Genomic DNA, 22,068 nt, shown 5'->3' with positions numbered 1-22,068 from the left:
TAAAATCAATGTCCAAAAAATTTGATTCTTATCAAAAAAGACGCTTACAATCTTCTTACATTTCTGTTGTAATTAGTATTGCTTTGGTGTTATTTATGGTGGGTATTTTAAGTTTAATTGTTTTAAAAAGCACTAAAGTAGCTAACTATGTAAAAGAGAAAGTTGCAGTTACACTTTTCATAAAAGACAACATTACCCAAAAACAGATTAAAACTTTTAGAGAATCTTTATTAGAAGAAGAATTTACTAAAAAGGCTATTTATACAAGTAAAGCACAAGCTGCAAAAAGATTTAGTGAGCAAATAGGAGAGGATTTCTTAGAATTTCTAGGAGAAAATCCGCTAAAAAATGGTATAGACATTTACCTAAAAGCGGATTTTGTTACACAAGAAAAAGTAGCAGAATTAGAGCAAAGATTTCAAAAAAATGCTTTTGTTGCTGATATTTCTTATGATAAACCACTAATAAATCTCCTAACAAAAAACATAAAACGAATTAGTTTTTGGTTATTAGTTTTAAGTAGTTTTTTTGCCTTGGTTGCAATGATATTAATCAACAGCTCAATACGTTTATCAATCTATTCAAAAAGGTTTAATATTAAAACCATGCAAATGGTTGGAGCTACTAAAGGGTTTATTAGAAGGCCATTTATTTTTAGAAGTTTAAAGTTAGGCTTATTTGGTGCATTAATTGCACTAATGGGTGTAGCAGTTATCATTTACTATCTTGATAAATATATACCAGCGTTAAATTTTTTAGAAGATTATATTACTTTGGCTTATATTTCTGGTATTGTTATTATATCATCATTAACTATTACTTGGATTAGTACTTTCTTTGCAACACAACGTTTTTTAAACTTGCAAACAGACGAATTATATTATTAAAATCATGAAAAACAAAGTAGAGCAAAAGCCAGAATTTTTATTTGGTAAACGAAATTACATCATAATGTTTATAGGTATTGTGTTTATTACTGCAGGTTTTATTTTTATGTCTGGCGGAGGTAGTGATGATCCAAATGTATTTAATGAAGAAATTTATAATTGGCAGAGAATTCGTTTAGCGCCAACTTTAGTAATTATAGGTTTAGCTATAGAGATTTATGCAATTTTAGCGGATCCTAAGAAATAATTTATGGATATTTTAGAAGCTATAATTCTTGGCGTAATTCAAGGTTTAACAGAATTTTTACCAGTTTCTTCTAGTGGTCATTTAGAATTAGCAAAAGCTATTTTAGGTGATACTTCTGTACCAGAAGAAAGTTTAACTTTTACAGTTGTTTTACATTTTGCAACTGCATTAAGCACCTTAGTAATTTTTAGAAAAGAAGTTGTAGAAATCTTAAAAGGATTGTTTCAATTTAAATGGAATGACCAAACTAAATTTTCATTAAAAATTATAATTTCTATGCTGCCAGCAGTTATTGTAGGTTTGTTATTCGAAGAGCAATTAGAAACTTTTTTTGGTGGTCAAATTTTACTTGTTGGTGTTATGCTTTTACTTACTTCTATATTATTACAACTTGCAGATAAAGCGAAAAACACCAATAAAGAAGTATCTTTTACAAACTCTGCAATTATTGGTTTTTCTCAAGCTATTGCAATGTTACCAGGTATTTCTAGATCTGGTTCAACTATTTCAACATCAGTTTTATTAGGTATTGACAGAACCAAAGCTGCACGCTTTTCCTTTTTAATGGTTGTGCCTTTAATATTTGGTAAAATAGGTAAAGACGTTTTAAGTGGCGATTTAAATTTTCAATCTTCAGAAATGTTACCTATAGGTGCAGGTTTTATAGCAGCGTTTTTAGCAGGAATTTTAGCTTGTAAATGGATGATTGCTTTAGTCAAAAAAAGCAAACTATCATACTTTTCTTTATACTGTGCAATTGTAGGTTTTTTAGCTATAGGTTACGCTTTATTTTTAGCATAAACTCAGTATTTGATGACAGAAGAAGATTTTAAAAACGGACAAGTTTTACTGATTGATAAACCATTAACTTGGACATCTTTTCAGGCTGTAAATAAAATACGTTGGCATATTAAACAGCGTTTTAATCTTAAAAAAATTAAAGTAGGTCATGCAGGTACTTTAGATCCTTTAGCAACTGGCTTATTAATCATTTGCACAGGTAAACAAACCAAAGAAATAAATACTTATCAAGGTCAAATTAAAGAATATACAGGAACTTTTACCTTAGGCGGGACTACACCAAGTTATGATTTAGAAACAGAGGTGAATGAAACGTTTTCCATAGATAATATTACAGAAGATTTATTAAAACAAACCACCCAAAAATTTATTGGTGATATAGAGCAAAAGCCACCAATTTTTTCTGCAATTAAAAAGGATGGTAAACGTTTATACGAATTAGCAAGAAAAGGTGAAACTACTGAAATAAAATCGAGAACAGTTACTGTTTTTGAATTTGAAATTACAAAAGTAGCTATACCAAATATTGAGTTTAGAGTAGTTTGTTCTAAAGGAACTTACATAAGATCATTGGCCTATGATTTTGGGAAAGCTTTAGATTCTGGTGCGCATTTATCGGTTTTAAGAAGAACCAAAATTGGAGATTATTCTGTAGATAATGCAGAATCTATTGAAGGTTTTTTAGATAAATTAAAAATAGAATAGTTCTATTATCTTAACTTATTTGAGAGTAAATTAATTAAATTAGTATTGGCGTTGGAAACGTTTGGTAATTCATTATGTCCATAGTATATGCCAAAAGCATCTTCATGATAAGCATGATAGATAAAATGTAAATCGTTTTCTAAAATGATATCTAACATATCATCTACAAATTGCAAGCCTCCTTTATTATTTTCAAAGCAATGTTTCCCTAAACCAAATTCACCCAAAAATAAAGGCACATTTTTAGTTTTAGCCCAGTTTATATAATTGTTGAGTGTATATTCTAGATATTCTTTGTTTCGAGTTAAAACAGCACCCTCTGATGTATAAAAATCAAGGCGAAGTTTACAAGCAGCATTATTGGCAATATTACTTCCTTTCATATAACCACTTATCTGGTATTTGAAACCTTGTTTAGGAATAAATTTGTAATTATATCCACTCATATTACAATCTGCAGTTGCATTTTTTATATAGATACTAGATTGATCATTGTAACCTATAGAAGTAGAGAAACCTCCTGCTCCACTATCGTCTGCGCTCCAATAACTCCAACCTTGTTGTGTTTTAAAATCGAAATCATTAGTATCTCTAATGTAATTATCATTCTCATCATATTCTTTAATAACAATATTATCATAATAGACGGTACCATCTACATTCTCGCCAATTAAAGCAGGAATTGCATAACTTATTTTAGAATCTGTAATTGCATATTTTACACCTTCAAAATAATTCCAATTACTAGTTCCAGCATTTATATTAGGATTATCAAAAGTGGCAGTATACCAGGATCCAGGAGTTTCCTCTACATAATTTTCATCTGGATATTTACCTCCATCACCCAAGTTTGCCCAATCAAATAATTGATGTGTATATAAATAAGTTTCATAAGAATGAAATTCATACACAAGATTATCACCTTCTACTTCAGGAAAATTTAAGTTTTCGTAGCCTTCGTTACTATTTTGAATGTATATCGCTTCTTCAATAAATAGTAAATGATGTTCATCTACTTCTCTAATTCCGTCAATTAATTTTTGGGCTAACACGCTCCATTGAGCTTTAGAAACTGTGGGTACAGGTTCATTTAAAGGGCCAAACCCAGCAATAGTTGGTTCATCTTTATAACGTTCTGCAATGGCTTTCCATAATGCTATTAATCTATTCTGATTTTCTTCTACTTCCCAAAGAGCAGATCCATTTCCTTGAGACTGATAACCTCCTTGTGGAGTATGCATATTTAGAACTAAATAGATGTTGTTTTTCTTTGCCCAAGCAATATTCTGATCTAACCAATCCCAAGCGGTTTGTTTATAATTGTATGGATTACCGTCATCTTCGAAAAAATGATAGTTTAAATAAAAACGTATGGTATTCATTCCCATATTTTTTACTCTTTGAAAATCAATTTCATTATGGTGTGTAGTACTTATATTGCTAAACCAAAAATCGTTTCCAAATGCTACTCCTTTTAGAAAAATAGTATTTCCATTTTCATCAACAATATTACCTCCATTTGCTTTTAATAATTTAGAGGATGTTGTTGTAATTGGTGGATCTATAGTTTCGTTGTTTTCATCCTTTGAGCAATAAGAGAAAAGGAGAATTAGTAAAAAGTATAGATTTAATTTGATGATTTTTCTGTATCATAAAGAATGTGTAGTGGTATGCTTTTACAACTTTACATGGTTCTAAAATTATAACATTTCACAGATTAATACAATTTTACTCTTAAATTACATCTAGTAAATTTTAATTTCTTTAAATTCTAAAACCTCCTGTATATCACTAAAAATCGAGACTTAATACATAAAAAAGTTTAATATTAACTAGATTTATTTGTTAAAAACTTTTTGTTTTAACCTAGATAGTAACGCAAAACCTCGGTTCTAGTTTTGTTTTGTAACCGTTTTATAGCTCTTTGTTTTACTTGCCTAACACGTTCTCGAGTTAAATCGAACTTTTCACCAATTTCAGACAAGCTTGCTGGAGAGTGATTTCCCAATCCAAAAAACATTTTTAGCACTTTTGCTTCTTTATAAGTTAGTGTTTCTAATGCCCTATCAATTTCAATATCTAATGATTGTTTCATTAAATTATTATCTGGTTTTGGAGACTCATTTGCCTGAAGAAAATTATAGAGATTACTATCTTCACCTTCTCTAACAGGTGCATCCATAGAAAGGTGTCTACCTGAATTCTTCATAGATTGGGCAACATTTCTTACTGTTGTATCTAATTCATTTGCTATTTCTACGTAAGTTGGAACTCTTTCATTTTGTTGTTCTAACTTAGAGTAGACTTTATTTATTTTACTAATGCTACCAATTTTATTTAATGGTAACCTCACAATTCTAGATTGTTCTGCTAACGATTGCATGATCGATTGCCTAATCCACCAAACCGCATATGATATAAATTTAAACCCTCTTGTTTCGTCAAATCTTTTTGCAGCTTTTACCAATCCTAAATTCCCTTCATTAATCAAATCAGATAGTTTTAATCCTTGATTTTGATATTGCTTTGCTACAGAAACTACAAATCGAAGATTTGCTTTAACTAATTTGTCTAATGCTTTTTGGTCTCCTGCTTTTATTTTTAAAGCAAGTTCTACCTCTTCATCTGCTGTAATTAAATCAATTTTACCAATCTCCTGAAAATACTTTTCTAAAGATTTTGTATCTCTGTTGGTAACTTGTTTTGTTATTTTTAGTTGTCTCATATAGCCGTTTGGGTTTTATTTTTAAATAAATAAATTACAATCCTCGCAATCTTTCACCTCTCCGTAATAAGTTTCTCTATATTTATGAATAGTTTTTGTTGGAAAGCCCAATACATATTTTTTAATATAGGTTACTTTAGAATTTAAGATACCCATGGCTGATGAGTAGTATTTTTCTTGTTTAGTTATTCTTTTAATTTTAATGATTTTCATAATAATTATTTTTTGAACACTAGATTTTGTGTTCGTAAGTAGATTGGTAGGATACGAAGTTTGTGGATTAGCAGAAACGCTAGAAGACAATTACGTCAAGAAGAGCACCAAGTTTATAAGGTGTTAAAGTGTATTTTTTACCGATTTTTTTTCTTTTCATATAATTCGAAATTACAAAAAATAAGCCATTTTTGCTAAAAAACAGCTATTTTTGTCCTTTTTTTAACTATAAAATAACAAAAAACACACAAAAAATTGTTTTTTCGATATTAGTAGAAACTTGTTTTAAAATCTTAGGGTAGCACCAATTAAAAAATTTCTAGTTGCTTGTGGGTAATAGCCTGCACCATCTACAGTAGTTACAGTTCCTGGCTCAGAAAAATCATCATCATATGTATAATAATAACCTCTATCTACATATTCTGTATCAAAAATATTATTTATTAAAGCTGTTAAAGTAATTGATTCAAAAATCTTGTTTGGTGAAATCGTATAGGTAACATTTATATCACTTGTAAAGTAGCTTTCCAAAACATCGTTAGTTGATATTACGCTACTTAAATTACTTAAAAATTGCTTACCTACATATTTAGACAACAAGCTTACCTGTAATTTTTCTGTTGGATTGTAGATAAACATATTACCTACAATTACATTTGGTGAAAAAGAGATATCTGTATTTCCTAATAATTCAGGGGTAGTATTACCATCTCTAGTTATAAAAAAGTCTCTGTTTTTATTGGTACTAAATGCTGCATTTGGTTTCCATGAGAATTTATCAGAAAAACGGATATTTGCATCTATTTCTAAACCTAACCTATAACTACTTCCAGAGGTTTCTCTTACTGGAGCGCCTACATCATCTAGTGCACCAGTTAAAACTAACTGATTCTTATAATCCATGTAATAAATGTTGGTATTTAGTTTTACTTTACCATTGTTTAAACGCCAGCCTAATTCTAAATCATTTAAAGTTTCTGGAGTAGAAACTCCATTTTCAAAATCATTTCTGTTTGGCTCTCTATTTGCAACTGCAAAAGAAGCATATAAATTATTATTAGCATTTAAATTATAGGTTAAACCAAATTTAGGATTGAAAAAATCAAAATTGGCAGCTACGTTTATAGGATCTCTATCTGAAGTTAAACCTTGTGTTCTATAAGACACAAATCGTTCTTGTAAATCTGCATAACCAGACAATTTTTCTGAGATATAGAAGTTAGCTTTTGCAAACAATGAAAAATCATTTTTTGTAGCATCAGAAAAATAATAACGATCTCTAATTTCTGTATTTGGAGCTAAATCAGAACCCCAAATAACTTCTCCAAAATGATCTCCTGTATAATTAGAGTAGGAGATTCCTGTAATTAAATTAATTTTTTCTGTTTTGTAATTGGTATTAAAATTAGCTACATAAAAATCGTTGTCTAGCCAACGTCTTACAATAATATCACTTCCATCTGCAATTAAATTATAAAAATCTGCAGCAGATTCGCCTGGTTTATATTGCTCAAAAAATCCAGAACCTTTAGTGTAGTTTAATCCTAAAGTAGTGCTCCATTGTTTATTTAGTTGCTCATTCCAATGAAATTGGTAATGGTTTTGTCCATAATCATCTACTTCATTTTCATAAGTATATGGGTTTTGTCTTCTGTCTTGTTCTAATTGAGTAGCATCTAATCCAAACCAAGATTGATAGGTTCTTTCTTCACCCCCAAAAGCAATTGCTTTTATAAGTGTATTTTCATCAGAATAACTTCCTTGTAAATAGTACGATTTTAAGTCTGTAAATGCTCTATCTACATATCCATCTGAATATATATCAGATAAACGACCTGCAATTTCTATGTGATCGTTTATTTTACCAGTACTAAATTTTACAGTGTGTTTACGCGTTCCAAATGAGCCAAAAGAATTCGAAATTTCCCCAAAAGGTTTTTCAGAAACAGCATCTGTTAAAATGTTTAAACTTGCCCCAAAAGCTCCTGAACCATTAGTAGATGTACCAACACCTCTTTGCAACTGCAAGTTTTCTGTAGAGGATGCAAAATCTCCTAAATTCACCCAAAAAGTCCCATGACTTTCTGCATCATTATAAGGAATACCATTTACAGTTACATTAATTCTTTCTCCATTAGAACCACGAACATTCATATAAGTATAACCTATACCTGCACCTGCATCTGATGATGAAATTACAGATGGTAAATAGTTTAGTAAGATAGGAATGTCTTGCCCCAAATTACGTTTTGCGATTTCTTTCTTAGACAAGTTAGAGAATGTAACAGGAATGTCTGCATTAACCCTTACTGCATTTACTAGAACTTCATCAAGAACGGTGTTTTCATTTTGTAAGGTGAAATTTTCCGTTATATTTTGATTAAGAATTACAATTCTTTGTAAAAAACTCTGATAACCCAAATAGGTTACTTGGATGAAATGTTCTCCTTTTGGCAAATTTAAAAGATAAGTACCATCTGCTTTTGAAGTGGTACCTCTTTTTAGATCTTTTGCATAAACAGTTGCATTTGCTAAAGGTTCATTGTTTTGGTTTACAACTTTTCCTATAAGTTGGTAGGACTGTGCGTTTACAAGTGTACTTGTAAACAAGAATAAAAAAATGATAGTTTTTTTCATTTTAAAAAATTTTAAAACGAATAAAAAGAGGTAATTATTCTTGTAATTAATATTGAATAATTAGTTATTAAGCGTCGAACTAAAGAAAAAGTATAACTTTTTCGCTATTTACTAAAAACATCTACAAGATGTTTTTTTAACGCTCGAAATCCCTAAACAGCATTACCTGTTCTAGGTTCATTGGGTATGATCTCAGCTTTTTACAGCACCCCTTTTGAGAACAATGCAAATTTAAATTGGAAAATAGTAATAGAAAACAAAAAAATGGGTTTTTTTAGCCTCTATTCTAATTTTGGTCTTTTCCTTAAATCTTTTTTTACTGAATTCCGTTGTTTGTTTTCTGCTTTTCTTTTAAGAGAAGCTCTGCTTGGTTTTGTAGTTTTTCTTTTTTTAGGGATGATTAAATTGGTTTTTATCAAACTTAAAAATCGCTGAATAGCTAATTCTTTATTTTTATGTTGAGAACGGGTTTCTTCACAAAATAAAATCAAAACATTAGTTTTGGTTAATTTTGATTGGAGTTTGGTTTTTAATAGCTCTTTTTCTTTTTCAGATAGGGCGTCAGAATTCTCCAAATCGAACGTTAATTCAACTTTAGACGAAGTTTTATTTACATGTTGGCCTCCAGCACCAGAACTTCTAATAGCTTTAAATTGTAATTCATTAATGGCTTTTGCTATTTGCATATCTTGTTTTAGCTTTCCATGAAAAAAAGAATATTAATTTTTAAAAATTATATCTAAATTATATCTAAATTATGTAATGAATCTGAAAATGAATATAGGTTTTTTTTACTTGAAATAATTGTGTCAATTGCTTGGGTTGCTTTTTTTAAACGAGTTTCTTTATCTCCTTTAAGTAAAATATATGGTCTATTATGATCTTTTAATGCTTGTTCAAAAGCATTGAACATTTCTAAACGTTCTTCTGGTCTATCCCTTAAATCATCCTCTTCCCAAGGAGTATCTATATACGTTAACAGATATAAATTATATTGGTTTTTTTCTGCAGCTTCATCTAATTTTTTGTCGACAAAACCCCCATAAAATTCTTGAGAATATACTTTAGTCTCTAACAAGTCTGTGTCACAAATCAAAACCTTATCAGCTTTTTTTGCCAGTTTATTTTCAAGCTTCATTTGACCGATTGCAATTGGAATTAAATCGGAAGCCACACAGGTTTTTCGTTCATTATTCCATTTTTTTTGTAAATATTCACGTGCAAACTCAGGAGCCCAAACGGTATTGTAATGGTGTGCTAATTGCTTAGAAAGTGTTGTTTTCCCTGTAGATTCTGGGCCAAATAAGACAATCTTTACGACGTTAATTGGTTGTTGTAAAAGTTTTTTTTCCATGCGAGATAGCCAAATATGGCAATAAATGTAAATCCTAAATATTGAATGCTGGTAAAGGTAAACCCTTTATAGAAGTATAAAGGTATAGAAATAATGTCTCCAATAATCCAAAAAATCCAATTTTCTATTTTTCGTTTTGCCATCAACCACATCCCTACAAAAAAGATGCCTGTTGTAAAAGTATCAACATAAGCTACCCAAGATGTCCATTTATCGAATTTTATATAGACTAAATACACAAATATTAATGTACCCAAAAAAATGAAAATAGAAGTTATTTTTTCCTTTTTAGTTGTTTTAGAGATTGGAGTAACATGTGTTTCATCAATTTTGTTAGTCCAAATATACCAGCCGTAAATACTCATTATAAAGTAATAGGCATTAATCATCATGTCACCTAAAAGTTCCCATTTTAAAAGCAGATACACAAAAATGGAAGTACTAATCATTCCTGTAGGAAACACCCAATTTTTGTTTTGTTTAGAGAACCAAACAGACAAAAAACCAAAGATGACAGCAATAATCTCTAGAGTTGTATCTAGGGTTGAATAGCCTTTGTACTGGCCAAAAAGGAAATCGAAAATATCTGACATTTTAAATTATTAAATTAATTAGGCATGTTAAGAGGCGTAAACGCATGTAAAACCTTCAAATTCTAAAAAAGCAACCTCATAAGAAGCTATTTCTTCATTAAAACGAATTTCTCCTGTAGTTGTAAGGGTGTCAAATTTAAAGTCAGCTATATAAATATGTCGTAAGAAAAGTAATTTCTTTTTACCATAAATTTTATATAAGCTTTCTTTTGCTCCCCAAACAATGGTTAATTTTCGAATTAAGGCATCATGGTTTGCAATGGTTTTATACTCTTCAAAAGGTGTGAATTTATGAGCAATTTTTAAAATTTTATCTCGCTGTTTTTCAATATCAATACCCACTTCTTTTTTATTAGAGTGAATAATTGCAGTAAAATTAAAAGAGTGTGTAATAGAAATGTAGTTGTTATTTTCTAAATGGGGTTTTCCAAATTCGTCGTAAATTAGATCTGAATCTATTAATTCTACCTCTTTTAATAAATGTCTAATAGATAAAAACCCTTTTTGATGTAACTCAGATTTCATGGAATTTAATCTAGCTTGGTTTTTATTGGTTAACGTAATGTCTGCTTTTAGCGTTTCTAAACTTTCTTCTATCTTCCAAATGAAGACTTTAGTGTTTTTTGAAACTGTTATAGTTTTGTAAAGAGGCATAGGTTTTAGAAAATGATGTTGTATCTTTGCGGTCGATTAAATTAGACAATAAATATACATAATATGAGCACAAATACAGCATACGTACCTTTTAAAGTTAAAGATATTTCTTTAGCTGATTGGGGAAGAAAAGAAATTGAATTGGCAGAAGCAGAAATGCCAGGTTTAATAAGTTTAAGAGAAGAATATGGAGATTCACAGCCGTTAAAAGGGGCTAGAATTGCAGGTTGTTTGCATATGACAATTCAAACTGCTGTTTTAATAGAAACTTTGCAAGCTTTGGGTGCAGAAGTTACTTGGAGTTCTTGTAACATTTTCTCAACACAAGATCAAGCTGCTGCTGCAATTGCTGCAACAGGCACCCCTGTTTATGCTTGGAAGGGAATGAACGAAGAAGAATTTGATTGGTGTATAGAGCAAACGTTATTTTTTGGTGAAGACAAAAAGCCACTAAATATGATTTTAGATGATGGAGGAGATTTAACCAATATGGTTTTAGACAGGTATCCAGAATTAGCTGCAGGTATTAATGGTTTATCAGAAGAAACAACTACAGGAGTGCATAGGTTGTATGAGCGTGTAAAGAATGGGACATTGCCAATGCCAGCTATTAATATTAACGATTCTGTTACAAAATCTAAATTTGATAACAAATATGGTTGTAAAGAGTCTGCAGTAGATGCAATTCGTAGAGCAACAGATATTATGTTGGCGGGTAAAAGAGTTGTAGTTTGTGGTTATGGAGATGTAGGTAAAGGTACAGCTGCTTCATTTAAAGGAGCAGGTTCTATTGTAACTGTTACAGAGATTGATCCTATTTGTGCTTTACAAGCTGCAATGGATGGTTTTGAAGTTAAAAAATTAGAAACTGTTGTTGGTAATGCAGACATTGTAATTACAACGACTGGTAACAAAGGAATTGTTAGAGGAGAGCATTTTGAGGCAATGAAAGATAAAGTTATTGTTGCAAATATTGGTCATTTCGATAATGAGATTGATGTACCTTATTTAAACAACAATAGCGAAAAAGTAGAAATTAAGCCACAGGTTGATAAATACAACATTAATGGTAAAGATATTATTCTTCTTGCAGAAGGACGTTTGGTAAACTTAGGTTGTGCAACTGGGCATCCAAGTTTTGTAATGTCTAACTCATTTACAAACCAAACTTTGGCGCAAATAGAACTTTGGAACAATGCAGGTGCTTATGAAAATAAAGTATATATGTTACCAAAACATTTAGATGAAAAAGTAGCAAAATTACACTTAGAAAAAATAGGTGTAGAACTTACAGAATTGCATAAAGACCAAGCAGAATACATTGGTGTTACTGTAGAAGGGCCTTATAAGCCAGAACATTACAGATATTAAAATTTTTTAATTATAAAAAAAACCTCTCAATCATGAGAGGTTTTTTATTTTAGCACAAAGCTTAAAGATGCAATTATCCAAAAAAATAGGATTACTATTAGGTCCAATACTATTTTTTATCATACAATTTTTACCAATTACTTTGGTTTCAGAAACTGGAGATTCAGTAATAGCTGTTGCTATTTGGATGGTTATTTGGTGGATTACAGAAACAGTTCATATTGCTGTAACAGCACTGTTACCACTAATACTATTTCCATTATTAAAAGTAATGCCTATTGCTGAAGTTGGTGCCAATTATGGAAGTCCAATAATTTTCTTGTTTTTTGGAGGTTTTGTGTTGGCTTTAGCTTTAGAAAAGGTTCGTCTTCATAAAAGAATTGCACTTAACATTGTTCGATTAACAGGAACTACTCCAGAAAAAGTAGTATTGGGCTTTATGTTAGCTACCGCTTTTATGAGTATGTGGATTAGTAATACCGCTTCTACAGTAGTTATGCTTCCTATTGCAATTTCTGTAATTAAACTTTTAATCAATGATAAAGATGGTTTTACAAAAGGTGATAAGAATTTTGCATTGAGTATTATGCTTGGTATTGCGTTTGCAGCAAATGCAGGTGGTATAGCTACAGTAATTGGCACACCTCCAAATTCTGTTTTAATAGGTCTTTTGGAAAATGAATTCAATATCCAAATCTCTTTTTTAACATGGATGAGTTTTGGTTTACCTTTTTCTCTGCTAATGATAACTGCTGTTTATGTTGTTTTGGTAAAGTGGATGTTTCCTTGTAAAGAGATTAAATTTTCAGCATCAGAAAACTTAATTATAGAAGAGATTAATAAGTTAGGAACAATAACTAAAAAAGAAAAAAGAGTACTTACTATTTTTGCTATTACTGTTTTTCTATGGGTATTTAGAACATTAATTAACACTCTTTTTCCAGGCTTAAAATTATCAGATACTATAATTAGTTTAATTGGAGCAGTAGCTTTATTTTCAATTCCGTTACACTTTAAAAAAGGAGATTTCGTTTTAGATTGGAATGACACTCAAAAATTAGCATGGGGAATTTTACTGCTTTTTGGAGGTGGTTTAGCTTTAGCTAAAGGAATGGCTTATAGCGGTTTAGTTGCTATCATAACTGATTTTATACAAGCAGGAGATTATCATATTTTATTAACGGTTTCTTTCCTTATTATATTTATGTTATTTATGACAGAGTTAATGAGTAATGTGGCGTTAACAGCTGTTTTAGCTCCTGTTGTTGCTGGTATTGCAATAGGTTTAGACATTCCAATTTTAAATTTACTTATCCCTGTAACTATGGCAAGTAGTTGTGCGTTTATGTTACCCATGGCTACACCACCAAATGCTATAGTTTTTGCAAGTGGTTATGTAAAAGTAAGTCAAATGGCTAGGGCAGGAGTTGTCTTAAATGTAATTGCGATCTGTTTGTTAATTTTGTATTATCAGTTTGTGATTCCTTTGTTTTTTTAATTATTTTTCTGAAAAAATTGTAGCCTTAAATAATCGCATTTTGTTAATTAATTTTCTAAAATTAACAATTCTGTATTTCTTTTTACAGTAATTTTAAAGGGTGAAATCAGGTAAGGCTAATTTAGTAGAAAAATCAAAAAAAAGTTATAGAGTTGCACGTCCAAAACAGACGGGTTTCTCTAGTCCTGCCACGCATTATACAGAACCTAGAATTGACTTAAATTCAGAATTGATCAATAATCCTTCTGCTACTTTTTATGTACGCGTAATTGATGATAGTTTTAGGGAGTTTGATATTTTTAAGGATGATGTTCTGATCATTGACAAATCTTTAATGCCAAAAGATAATCAGTTGGCAGTAGTCACTCAAGAGGGTGCTTTTCAGATTACAAGAATTGTAGCTGATGTTCAAGAAGAATTTCAACTTTGGGGAGTAATCACTTATATTATTAAATCTACATTATGATTGCTTTGGTAGATTGCAATAGTTTTTACGCCTCTTGTGAACAAGTGTTTAGACCTGATTTGCAAGGTAAACCTGTTGTTGTTTTAAGCAATAATGATGGCTGTATTATTGCTGCTAATAAAGAAGCTAAAGCATTAACGCATATACCAATGTTTCACCCTGTTTTTAAAATTAAAGATGTTTTAAAAGCTAATAGTGTAACTTGTTTTTCTTCTAATTATACTTTATATGCAGACATGTCTCAGCGTGTTATGGACACATTAAGACAGTTTTCTCCTATCGTAGAAGAGTATAGCATAGATGAAAGTTTTGTAGACCTTTCTCATTTTGAACTTTCTGAGTTAGAAGAGGTTGCTCACAAAATAAAAGAGACTGTATATAAAAATACTGGAATACCTGTCGGTGTTGGGGTAGCCAAAACAAAGTCGCTCTCTAAAATGGCCAATAAATTTGCAAAGAAAGTTACAAAAAATAATGGTGTTTATGTAGTAGATACAACTGAAAAGCGGAGGTATCTTTTAAAAATAAATAGGGTTAAAGACATTTGGGGTATTGGAAAAAAACATACAGTTCGTATAGAAAATACAGGAGCTATAACCGCTTTAGACTTTGCAGAAACTAATTTAGCTTGGGTTCGTAAAGAGTTAACCGTAGTTGGAGAACGCTTATGGAGAGAGCTTAATAATTTCCCATGTCATGATTTAGAGGTAGAAATTGCTACTAAAAAAGGAATAGGTACTGCTAAGTCTTTTGGGTATAAATTAACAGACTATAGTTTAATAGAAGAAGCAACCAGTTATTATGTTGCTGAAGTAGCAGATCTATTACGTCAGCAAAAATCTGCAGCTGCTTATATAGAAGTATTTTTGCAAACCAATAGTTTTAGTAATACAGATAATCAGTATTACAAAAAAACAATTATTACTTTACAAACACCTACAAATAGTACTATTAAGCTAACCCAAGAAGCTATAAAAGGATTAAAAAAAATTTTTAAACCAGGGTTTCGATATAAAAAAGTAGGTGTACACTTATTTGGGTTAGTGCCTGAAAATCAAATTCAAACGAATTTATTCTATCAAGAGCAGAAAATTGAAAGTAAAGCATTAACAAAGGCCATGGATAATCTGAATAGTAAGTTTGGCAAAAATAAAGTAAAGCTAGCTTCGGTAGGAAACCGCGAAAAAGAATGGGCATTAATTAAAGATCATAGTAGCCCTAGATTTACTACGCAGTGGAGTGAATTATTAACAATAGGAAAATCCAAACCAAACTAAACAGTAATAGTTGTGTTTATTTATCTTACTCATTACTTGCATAGTATAAAATAAATATTATATTTGGTAAACCAAACTGGTCAACCAATTTATTTTATTTATGAAACAGTTCTTAAAAATCTTCATTTTATTTTTAGTGATTACTTCTTGTGATGAGAAAAAATCAAGTATCATAGTTAGTTCTACTTCAGAATTAACAGATGCACTTAGTAAAGCTGTAAAAGGTGATAAAATTGTTATTAAAAATGGAACATATAAAGATGTAAACATAAAGTTTGTTGGAGAAGGTACAGAAGATACCCCTATAACTTTAAGTGCAGAAACTGCAGGAGAGGTTTTTATAGAAGGAAAGTCTAGCCTAGAGTTAAGTGGAAATTATTTAAAAGTAAGTGGTTTGTTTTTTAGAAATGGACATTCACCAAAAAAGAATGTAATCGCTTTTAGAACGAGTCCAAAAGATGTTGCTAATCATAGTTCAATAACAAATTGTGTAATTCTAGATTTTAATAATTTAGAAAGAGATAAAGACAATCTTTGGGTTCAATTTTATGGTAAACACAATGAATTAAGCAATTGTTATTTAGCAGGTAAAACCAATGGAGGACCAACAGTAAGAGTAGATTTAAAAGGAAATCAAAGTATAAGAAATTATCATAAAATTGTAAATAATCATTTTGGACCAAGACCTAGAAAAGGTGGAGCAAGAGGAGAAACCATTCAGTTAGGAAGTAGTTTTACATCAATGTCACCCAGTAATACAACCATTGCAAATAATTTATTTGAAGAATGTAATGGAGAGGTTGAAATTATATCAAGCAAAACCAACTTTAACATTATTAAAAATAATGTTTTTTATAAGAGTGAAGGTTCTGTAGTTACAAGACATGGAAATTATGTTTCTGTAGATGGTAATTATTTTATTGGTGATGGAGAAAATGAAAATTATGGAGGAATTCGAATTATAAACACAGGTCATTGGGTAACCAACAACCTTTTCTACAAAATTAAAGGAAAGAACTTTAGAAGTCCGATTGCAATAATGAACGGAATTCCAAAATCTCCATTAAACAGATACAACCAAGTAACAGACGTAGTTGTTGCTTACAACACATTTGTAGATTCAGATTCGCCTTTTCAATTTGGAGTTGGTACTAATATTACACAAGCAGCTGTGTTACCAAAATCTGAAATTAGATCTGCAAGACCTTTAAGAACAGAGGTTGTAAATAATGTAATTTACAATTCAGAAGGAGATGTAAACCCTATTATTGAGCATGACAAAGCAGATGGTGTTACATTTAAAAGTAATGTAATAGACAATAATGGAGTAGCCATTGAAAATGATAAAGGCTTATTGGTTAAAGATTTATCAGTAACAGATATTGGTAGCAATTTAGCTGCTCCAGTAAATGGGTTTAGTGATGTTGAACCTTACAATGGTTTCGATTTTGATGTAATTACAGAAGATTTATTAGGGAAATCTAGAAAGAATAACAATCAAATTGGGGCGATTCTAAATGCTGAAAACATCAACCTAAATTTATTAGATAAAACAAAATATGGAGCAGATTGGTTTTCTAACGAAATTGAAGCCAAAAAAGCAACTATACACACTGTAGCTAATGCTTCTGAACTTGTGGAGAAGTTAAATGCTGCAGAAAGTGGAGATATTATCGACGTAAAAGCAGGAAATTATCAATTAACAAATTCTCTTGTTGTCGATAAAACGATAACTATTCAATCTTCAGAAGAAGTTACATTAAATTATAATGGAGCTGCAAACTCAGCTGCTTTTTTATTACAACCTTATGGAAAATTATTGGTAAAAAACATTAAGCTAAAAGGTGTAAACTCACAACACGCTTTTGCCACTTTAAAACAAAACATGTCTAACCATTTTGGATTAGAGGTTGTAGATTCTGAAATCAGTAATTTCAACTATGCCTTAAAGGTTTACAAACAAGCATTTTCAGAAGAAATTACATTTACAAATATAACAATTTTAAATTGTGAGAATGGTTTAGAATTATCTGAAGAAACCAATGATAGAGGAGATTACAATACAGAATATTTAACCATAGATGGTTGTAGTTTTAATAACGTAAGACAAAATGTAATCGATTATTATAGAGGTGGTTATGATGAATCTACAATTGGGGGTAATTTACTAGTACAAAACTCAACTTTTACAAATTGTGGAGCATCGGAAAAAAACAGAATTTTATTAAACACAAGAGGTATTATTAATGTTTCTATAAAAGACAATGTATTTAAAAATAATAAGGTAAAACTAATTGCTTTGTTATGGGGTGCAAAAAACAACTCGCATTCAAACAATACAATTTCGAATTCTGGTAGTATTAAAACAGAAAAGAACTTGAAACAAACCTTAATGTATTAATAGTAAATTCTAAAAAGGATGAAAAGATTACTTATAGTTTCACTTATAATTTTAATGGTTACTGCTTGTAAAAAAAATCAGGCAAAATCAGAAAATCAAGTTTCAGGAAAAGAAACTGCAATTAAATATCCAAATGATGTAATTCCGTTTATGGACAAATGGAAAATTCTTCTAGGAGATGGAACTCGTTCAGATAGTTTAGTTAAATTTCAAAAAGATAATTTCTTTTATGTAGAATCAGATGCTGTTGCAGATTGGGTGGTTTATAAAACACCAAATTCGGGCATAACTTCTAGAACATCTAGCAATACAAGAACAGAATTAGGCGAAAAACGTCATTGGATTTCAGAAGAAGGAGGTAAGCTAACAGGTACTTTAAAAGTGATGCACGTTTCTACTACAGGAGATGCAAATTCAGCCTCTTCTTTTTCAGTAGTTATAGGTCAAATTCATAGTGATGAAGGTCATGAAAATGAGCCGTTAAAAATCTATTACAAGAAATTTCCAGGGCATACCAAAGGTTCTGTTTTTTGGAACTATGAAATAAATACAGAAGGAGATAACATTGGTAGATTTGATTACTCAACTGCGGTTTGGGGTCATGATTTTTCTGTTGTTGGTAAAACACCTACAGATTATCCTGAAGAACCTGAAAATGGAATTGAACTTGGAGAAGAGTTTTGCTATGAAGTTAATGTTTACGAAGGCATTATGTATTTAACTTTTACAAGTGAAAATCATGAAACTGTAAAGTTTGTAAAGAGTTTAGTAAAGTCTGAATTTACAACAAGAGCACTAGTTCCAGATCAAGTAAAAAGAGTTTATGCGAATAGAGAAAAAGGAGGTGGTGTAGAACGTGAAATAGCGTATGCAGGAGAAATAAATTACTTTAAACAAGGGGCTTACAATCAAGCTAATGCTAAAAGTACCAATTCAGAAGTTTATGGTGGAAATATCAATAAGCAATATGAAAATGGTAGTTATGCAGAGGTTTGGTTTAAAGAAGCAACTGTTGGTATAAGCACCAATCCTTTAGAGTAGAAAAGGTGAACAAAGTATACTATATAATGGGTGTTTCTGGTTCAGGTAAAAGCACCATTGGTAAATTACTAGCTCAAGATTTAGACATTCCTTTTTTTGATGGTGATGATTTTCATCCACAGCAAAATATTCAGAAAATGTCTGAAGGAAAACCTTTAACAGGTGTTGATAGACAAGGTTGGTTAGAAAGCTTGAATAAGCTAGCAATAGCCGAACTAAAAAATAATAGTTGTGTAATTGTCTGTTCTGCTTTAAAGCAAAAATATCGAGATATTTTAAATAATAGTTTGAGTGATAAAACACTTTGGATTCATCTTCAAGGTTCTTTTGATTTAATTCAGAAAAGAGTACAAAGAAGAGCAGGTCATTTTATGCCAATAGCTTTATTACAATCGCAGTTCGATATTTTAGAGAAACCAAAAAACGCAATAGAAATTTCAGTGGATTTATCACCAAATAAAATTATAGAAATTATTAAAAATCAACCTCATGAGTAAATCTGATTTCGGACTTTTTGGTTTAGGAGTTATGGGTAAAAGTCTAAGTAGAAACTTAGCCCAAAAAGGATTTAAAATTTCTTTGTTTAACAGACATGTAGATGAACTTGAGGTAGATGTTGCTAAAAATTTTAAAGCAGAATACCAAGAGCTAAAGAATGCAAAGGCTTTTGATAATGTGGAGGAATTTGTAGCTTCTTTAGCATCACCAAAAAAGATAATGTTAATGGTAAATGCTGGCAAAACAATAGATGTTGTAATAGATAGTATGTTGCCCTATTTATCAGAAAATGATATTATTATTGATGGAGGAAACTCAAACTACAAGAAAACTAAAGAACGATTTGATTATTTACAAACAAAAGGAATTCAGTTTATTGGAACAGGAGTTTCGGGTGGTGAAGAAGGTGCTTTAAAAGGGCCATCAATTATGTCTAGTGGAACAAAAGAAGCATATGATGATGTTTATCAATTTTTAGAAACCATTGCTGCTAAAGACAAAAACAATTTACCTTGTTGCACATACATTGGTCCAGAAGGAAGTGGCCAATTTATAAAAATGGTGCATAATGGAATTGAATATGTAGAAATGCAATTATTGGCAGAAGTAGCTACCATTCTAAAACATAAAGGTAAAAATCCAGATGAAATTGCTACTACTTTAGATAGTTTTAAAGGCGATGCAAATAGTTATTTATTAGAAATTACTGCTGATATTTTTAGGAAAAAAGAAGGTGGTGTTTGGTTGGTGAATCAAATATTAGACAAAGCTGGTAATAAAGGTACAGGTAATTGGGCTGCGATTGCATCAGCAGAATTAGGAGTGCCAAATACGCTAATAGCTTCAGCATTATTTTCAAGATATATTTCATTCTATAAGGAAGAAAGAGTGCAATTGCATCAACAATTTACCAAAAAATCGGTTTCGCGTTTAAATTTGGCAGATGAAGATTTGCTAAAGGCATATCAGTTTGCAAGAATCATCAATCACTATCAAGGTTTTAAATTGATACATGAAGCTTCTGAGAAATTAAATTGGAGTCTTAATTTAAGTGAAATAGCAAGAATATGGACAAATGGTTGCATCATTAGATCTTCTTTAATGGAAGAATTAGTAGGCATTTTTAAAGAAACGAATGCTGTTTTATCACATTCAAAAATTACAGAAATGATTATTGATTGTAAACCATCAATAAAAAGAGTAGTTGCAGATTGTGTTTTGAGTGATGTTACAACTCCTGCCTTAAGTGAAGCACTGCAATTTTTTAACGGAATTACTTCACAAAATTCATCAGCAAATATTATACAAGCACAAAGAGATTATTTTGGCGCACATACATATCAAAGAACAGATGATGCTTCAGGTAAGTTTTATCACACAAATTGGATTTAATAACTTTTAACTAAAAATCGATGTCAACAACCATCAACAAAAAATCACTTTTAAAACGAATAATTGCAGTTGTATTGGGTTTTGGCCCAGGTATTTTTGCAATTGGTTATACAATTGGTACAGGTAGTGTAACTTCTATGATTGTTGCAGGTAGTAAATTTAATATGCAATTGTTATGGGTGCTTTTTTTAAGTTGTTTGTTCTCCGGAGTTTTAATGTTTGCTTATGGTAATTTTGCTTTAATAACTTGTGAAACTGCACTTTTTGGGTTTAAAAAACATTTAAAATTCGGTAAACCTTTAGCCATTGCAATTATTATAGGAATTACTTTTGGGCAATGGAATTCGCTTATGGGTATTTTAGGAATATCTGCCAATATTATTTTCGAAATTCTATCACTTAATTTTCCTGATTTAATTGCTTATAAATACGAAACTGTATTAGCAACTGCTATTATAGTTATTGTAGTTTTTTACCTGTTGACGTTGGTAGGTAAGTACACTTTTTTTGAAAAGATTTTAGTCATTTTTGTAAGTTTAATGGGCTTGTCCTTTATCCTATCTTTATTTATGGTACAGCCTTTATCTGCAGATGTTATTAAAGGTTTTATACCTACAATTCCAGATGTTCCAGGAGGTAAAATGTTAGTAGCTGCTTTTGTAGGTACAACAATGGCAGCAGCCACATTTTTATCTAGACCATTATTTGTAAAAGGTAAAGGTTGGACGATTAAGAATCTAAACCAACAAAAGAAAGATTCAATAACAGCAGCTATTTTAATTTTTGTAATTAGTGGAACAATTATGGCTGTTGCAGCTGGTGCTTTATTTTACGAAGGTAAAGAAGTAACACATGTTTTAGATATGGCAAATACGCTAGAACCTGTTGCTGGTAAATGGGCTGTAACCATCTTCTTTTTTGGAGCGTTAAGTGCTGGTTTATCATCTATATTTCCATGTTTGCTAATTGCACCTTTGTTAATTGCAGATTATCAATCTGGTATTTTAGATACTAGTTCTAAACAATTTAGAATTGTAACTGCTATAGCATGTTTAGTTGCTTTAATTGGGCCAGCTTTTGGAGCAAACCCTATTGAGGTTCAAATATTATCTCAAGTATTTAATGTATTTGTATTGCCTTTAGTCATCTTAGGTATCATTATTTTACTAAGTAGTAAAAAGGTGATGAAAACCTACAAAACTAACAAAGGTGTTTACGTTGGTATGTATGCAGCTCTATTTTTCTCCTTAGTAATTTCTTACAATGGAATATTAGCATTACTCGATTATTTTTAATGATAAAACAAAA

At 30.6% G+C, this 22,068-nt stretch carries 22 protein-coding genes and 1 riboswitch; of the genes, 14 read left to right on the top strand and 8 right to left on the bottom strand.

The window, feature by feature from the left end; genetic code table 11:
- Positions 1-8: 8 nt before the first annotated feature.
- The 4 genes from Q0L44_RS00315 to truB are packed head-to-tail and all read left to right on the top strand — an operon-like array spanning position 9 to position 2,640.
- Entirely contained in the window at positions 9-887 is an 879-nt protein-coding gene (locus Q0L44_RS00315; protein ID WP_296633729.1) for a permease-like cell division protein FtsX, read from the top strand.
- Positions 888-891: 4 nt separating this feature from the next.
- Positions 892-1,134, top strand: coding sequence for a DUF3098 domain-containing protein (locus Q0L44_RS00310; protein ID WP_296633727.1), 243 nt, complete (start codon positions 892-894; stop codon positions 1,132-1,134).
- A 3-nt stretch (positions 1,135-1,137) separates the two neighbouring features.
- Positions 1,138-1,935, top strand: coding sequence for an undecaprenyl-diphosphate phosphatase (locus Q0L44_RS00305; RefSeq protein WP_296633726.1), 798 nt, complete (start codon positions 1,138-1,140; stop codon positions 1,933-1,935).
- Positions 1,936-1,947: 12 nt separating this feature from the next.
- The gene (gene truB, locus Q0L44_RS00300; protein ID WP_296633723.1) at positions 1,948-2,640 is read left to right on the top strand and encodes a tRNA pseudouridine(55) synthase TruB; all 693 of its coding nucleotides are present in this window, start codon (positions 1,948-1,950) and stop codon (positions 2,638-2,640) included.
- Between the two features lie 5 nt (positions 2,641-2,645).
- Here the strand turns inward: truB and Q0L44_RS00295 are convergent, their stop codons facing one another.
- Entirely contained in the window at positions 2,646-4,124 is a 1,479-nt protein-coding gene (locus Q0L44_RS00295) for a cellulase family glycosylhydrolase (RefSeq protein WP_296634180.1), read from the bottom strand.
- On the opposite strand from Q0L44_RS00295, the gene Q0L44_RS00290 reads away from it, so the two are divergent.
- Positions 4,078-4,236 carry a hypothetical protein gene (locus Q0L44_RS00290; RefSeq protein ID WP_296633721.1) on the top strand — a complete coding sequence of 53 codons (159 nt, stop codon included), beginning with the start codon at positions 4,078-4,080 and terminating at the stop codon, positions 4,234-4,236. The two genes, Q0L44_RS00295 and Q0L44_RS00290, sit on opposite strands and share 47 nt — an antisense overlap.
- 265 nt (positions 4,237-4,501) lie before the next feature.
- Here Q0L44_RS00290 and Q0L44_RS00285 read toward each other — a convergent pair whose 3' ends face one another.
- The 7 genes from Q0L44_RS00285 to Q0L44_RS00255 form a co-directional block, all read right to left on the bottom strand.
- Complete coding sequence (locus tag Q0L44_RS00285; RefSeq protein ID WP_296633718.1) at positions 4,502-5,365, bottom strand: RNA polymerase sigma factor RpoD/SigA; 864 nt, start codon at positions 5,363-5,365, stop codon at positions 4,502-4,504.
- A gap of 21 nt (positions 5,366-5,386) precedes the next feature.
- Positions 5,387-5,578, bottom strand: coding sequence for a hypothetical protein (locus Q0L44_RS00280; protein ID WP_296633715.1), 192 nt, complete (start codon positions 5,576-5,578; stop codon positions 5,387-5,389).
- Between the two features lie 285 nt (positions 5,579-5,863).
- On the bottom strand, positions 5,864-8,215 hold the full coding sequence (locus tag Q0L44_RS00275; RefSeq protein ID WP_296633713.1) for a TonB-dependent receptor: 2,352 nt from the start codon (positions 8,213-8,215) through the stop codon (positions 5,864-5,866).
- 132 nt (positions 8,216-8,347) lie between these two features.
- A riboswitch (TPP riboswitch) is annotated at positions 8,348-8,438 on the bottom strand.
- 58 nt (positions 8,439-8,496) lie between these two features.
- Positions 8,497-8,901: an alternative ribosome rescue aminoacyl-tRNA hydrolase ArfB gene (arfB, locus tag Q0L44_RS00270; RefSeq protein ID WP_296633710.1), complete on the bottom strand. Its 405-nt coding sequence runs from the start codon at positions 8,899-8,901 to the stop codon at positions 8,497-8,499.
- A gap of 53 nt (positions 8,902-8,954) precedes the next feature.
- Positions 8,955-9,569, bottom strand: coding sequence for an ATP-binding protein (locus tag Q0L44_RS00265; RefSeq protein ID WP_296633708.1), 615 nt, complete (start codon positions 9,567-9,569; stop codon positions 8,955-8,957).
- On the bottom strand, positions 9,530-10,162 hold the full coding sequence (gene pnuC / locus Q0L44_RS00260; RefSeq protein WP_296633705.1) for a nicotinamide riboside transporter PnuC: 633 nt from the start codon (positions 10,160-10,162) through the stop codon (positions 9,530-9,532). Before pnuC ends, Q0L44_RS00265 begins: the two co-directional genes overlap by 40 nt.
- A 27-nt stretch (positions 10,163-10,189) precedes the next feature.
- Positions 10,190-10,816 (bottom strand): 4'-phosphopantetheinyl transferase superfamily protein, encoded by a 627-nt coding sequence (locus Q0L44_RS00255; RefSeq protein WP_296633703.1) that lies wholly within the window; start codon positions 10,814-10,816, stop codon positions 10,190-10,192.
- A 63-nt stretch (positions 10,817-10,879) separates the two neighbouring features.
- Between Q0L44_RS00255 and ahcY the strand changes: the two genes are divergently transcribed.
- From ahcY to Q0L44_RS00210, 9 genes are all read left to right on the top strand, one after another.
- A complete protein-coding gene (gene ahcY, locus Q0L44_RS00250; protein WP_296633700.1) occupies positions 10,880-12,187 on the top strand; it encodes an adenosylhomocysteinase in 1,308 nt (435 codons plus the stop codon).
- A gap of 67 nt (positions 12,188-12,254) precedes the next feature.
- The gene (locus Q0L44_RS00245) at positions 12,255-13,685 is read left to right on the top strand and encodes a DASS family sodium-coupled anion symporter (RefSeq protein ID WP_296633698.1); all 1,431 of its coding nucleotides are present in this window, start codon (positions 12,255-12,257) and stop codon (positions 13,683-13,685) included.
- Between the two features lie 100 nt (positions 13,686-13,785).
- Positions 13,786-14,151: a S24 family peptidase gene (locus tag Q0L44_RS00240; protein ID WP_296633696.1), complete on the top strand. Its 366-nt coding sequence runs from the start codon at positions 13,786-13,788 to the stop codon at positions 14,149-14,151.
- Positions 14,148-15,428, top strand: a complete 1,281-nt coding sequence (locus Q0L44_RS00235) for a Y-family DNA polymerase (protein WP_296633694.1) — start codon at positions 14,148-14,150, stop codon at positions 15,426-15,428. Before Q0L44_RS00240 ends, Q0L44_RS00235 begins: the two co-directional genes overlap by 4 nt.
- Before the next feature lie 100 nt (positions 15,429-15,528).
- Positions 15,529-17,829 (top strand): chondroitinase-B domain-containing protein, encoded by a 2,301-nt coding sequence (locus tag Q0L44_RS00230; RefSeq protein ID WP_296633691.1) that lies wholly within the window; start codon positions 15,529-15,531, stop codon positions 17,827-17,829.
- Between the two features lie 18 nt (positions 17,830-17,847).
- Positions 17,848-18,870, top strand: coding sequence for a polysaccharide lyase family 7 protein (locus Q0L44_RS00225; RefSeq protein ID WP_296633689.1), 1,023 nt, complete (start codon positions 17,848-17,850; stop codon positions 18,868-18,870).
- Between the two features lie 5 nt (positions 18,871-18,875).
- Positions 18,876-19,367, top strand: coding sequence for a gluconokinase (locus Q0L44_RS00220; protein WP_366084890.1), 492 nt, complete (start codon positions 18,876-18,878; stop codon positions 19,365-19,367).
- Positions 19,360-20,760 carry an NADP-dependent phosphogluconate dehydrogenase gene (gndA, locus tag Q0L44_RS00215; protein ID WP_296633686.1) on the top strand — a complete coding sequence of 467 codons (1,401 nt, stop codon included), beginning with the start codon at positions 19,360-19,362 and terminating at the stop codon, positions 20,758-20,760. Before Q0L44_RS00220 ends, gndA begins: the two co-directional genes overlap by 8 nt.
- A 20-nt stretch (positions 20,761-20,780) precedes the next feature.
- The gene (locus tag Q0L44_RS00210) at positions 20,781-22,055 is read left to right on the top strand and encodes an Nramp family divalent metal transporter (RefSeq protein WP_296633683.1); all 1,275 of its coding nucleotides are present in this window, start codon (positions 20,781-20,783) and stop codon (positions 22,053-22,055) included.
- The last annotated feature ends 13 nt before the right edge of the window (positions 22,056-22,068 follow it).

Origin of the sequence: Polaribacter sp., assembly GCF_024639685.1 — a bacterium.
GTDB lineage: Bacteria > Bacteroidota > Bacteroidia > Flavobacteriales > Flavobacteriaceae > Polaribacter.
The sequence above is the reverse complement of the archived record's forward strand: the minus strand, read 5'-3'. Positions and strand labels throughout refer to the sequence as shown.

Excerpts from the sequence above, each read along its gene's own strand:
- Q0L44_RS00315 (WP_296633729.1), top strand. The coding sequence starts at position 9 with ATGTCCAAAAAATTTGATTCTTATCAAAAAAGACGCTTACAATCTTCT.
- Q0L44_RS00310 (WP_296633727.1), top strand. The coding sequence starts at position 892 with ATGAAAAACAAAGTAGAGCAAAAGCCAGAATTTTTATTTGGTAAACGA.
- Q0L44_RS00305 (WP_296633726.1), top strand. The coding sequence starts at position 1,138 with ATGGATATTTTAGAAGCTATAATTCTTGGCGTAATTCAAGGTTTAACA.
- truB (WP_296633723.1), top strand. The coding sequence starts at position 1,948 with ATGACAGAAGAAGATTTTAAAAACGGACAAGTTTTACTGATTGATAAA.
- Q0L44_RS00285 (WP_296633718.1), bottom strand. The coding sequence starts at position 5,365 with ATGAGACAACTAAAAATAACAAAACAAGTTACCAACAGAGATACAAAA.
- Q0L44_RS00280 (WP_296633715.1), bottom strand. The coding sequence starts at position 5,578 with ATGAAAATCATTAAAATTAAAAGAATAACTAAACAAGAAAAATACTAC.
- Q0L44_RS00275 (WP_296633713.1), bottom strand. The coding sequence starts at position 8,215 with ATGAAAAAAACTATCATTTTTTTATTCTTGTTTACAAGTACACTTGTA.
- arfB (WP_296633710.1), bottom strand. The coding sequence starts at position 8,901 with ATGCAAATAGCAAAAGCCATTAATGAATTACAATTTAAAGCTATTAGA.
- Q0L44_RS00265 (WP_296633708.1), bottom strand. The coding sequence starts at position 9,569 with ATGGAAAAAAAACTTTTACAACAACCAATTAACGTCGTAAAGATTGTC.
- pnuC (WP_296633705.1), bottom strand. The coding sequence starts at position 10,162 with ATGTCAGATATTTTCGATTTCCTTTTTGGCCAGTACAAAGGCTATTCA.
- Q0L44_RS00255 (WP_296633703.1), bottom strand. The coding sequence starts at position 10,816 with ATGCCTCTTTACAAAACTATAACAGTTTCAAAAAACACTAAAGTCTTC.
- ahcY (WP_296633700.1), top strand. The coding sequence starts at position 10,880 with ATGAGCACAAATACAGCATACGTACCTTTTAAAGTTAAAGATATTTCT.
- Q0L44_RS00245 (WP_296633698.1), top strand. The coding sequence starts at position 12,255 with ATGCAATTATCCAAAAAAATAGGATTACTATTAGGTCCAATACTATTT.
- Q0L44_RS00235 (WP_296633694.1), top strand. The coding sequence starts at position 14,148 with ATGATTGCTTTGGTAGATTGCAATAGTTTTTACGCCTCTTGTGAACAA.
- Q0L44_RS00230 (WP_296633691.1), top strand. The coding sequence starts at position 15,529 with ATGAAACAGTTCTTAAAAATCTTCATTTTATTTTTAGTGATTACTTCT.
- Q0L44_RS00225 (WP_296633689.1), top strand. The coding sequence starts at position 17,848 with ATGAAAAGATTACTTATAGTTTCACTTATAATTTTAATGGTTACTGCT.
- gndA (WP_296633686.1), top strand. The coding sequence starts at position 19,360 with ATGAGTAAATCTGATTTCGGACTTTTTGGTTTAGGAGTTATGGGTAAA.
- Q0L44_RS00210 (WP_296633683.1), top strand. The coding sequence starts at position 20,781 with ATGTCAACAACCATCAACAAAAAATCACTTTTAAAACGAATAATTGCA.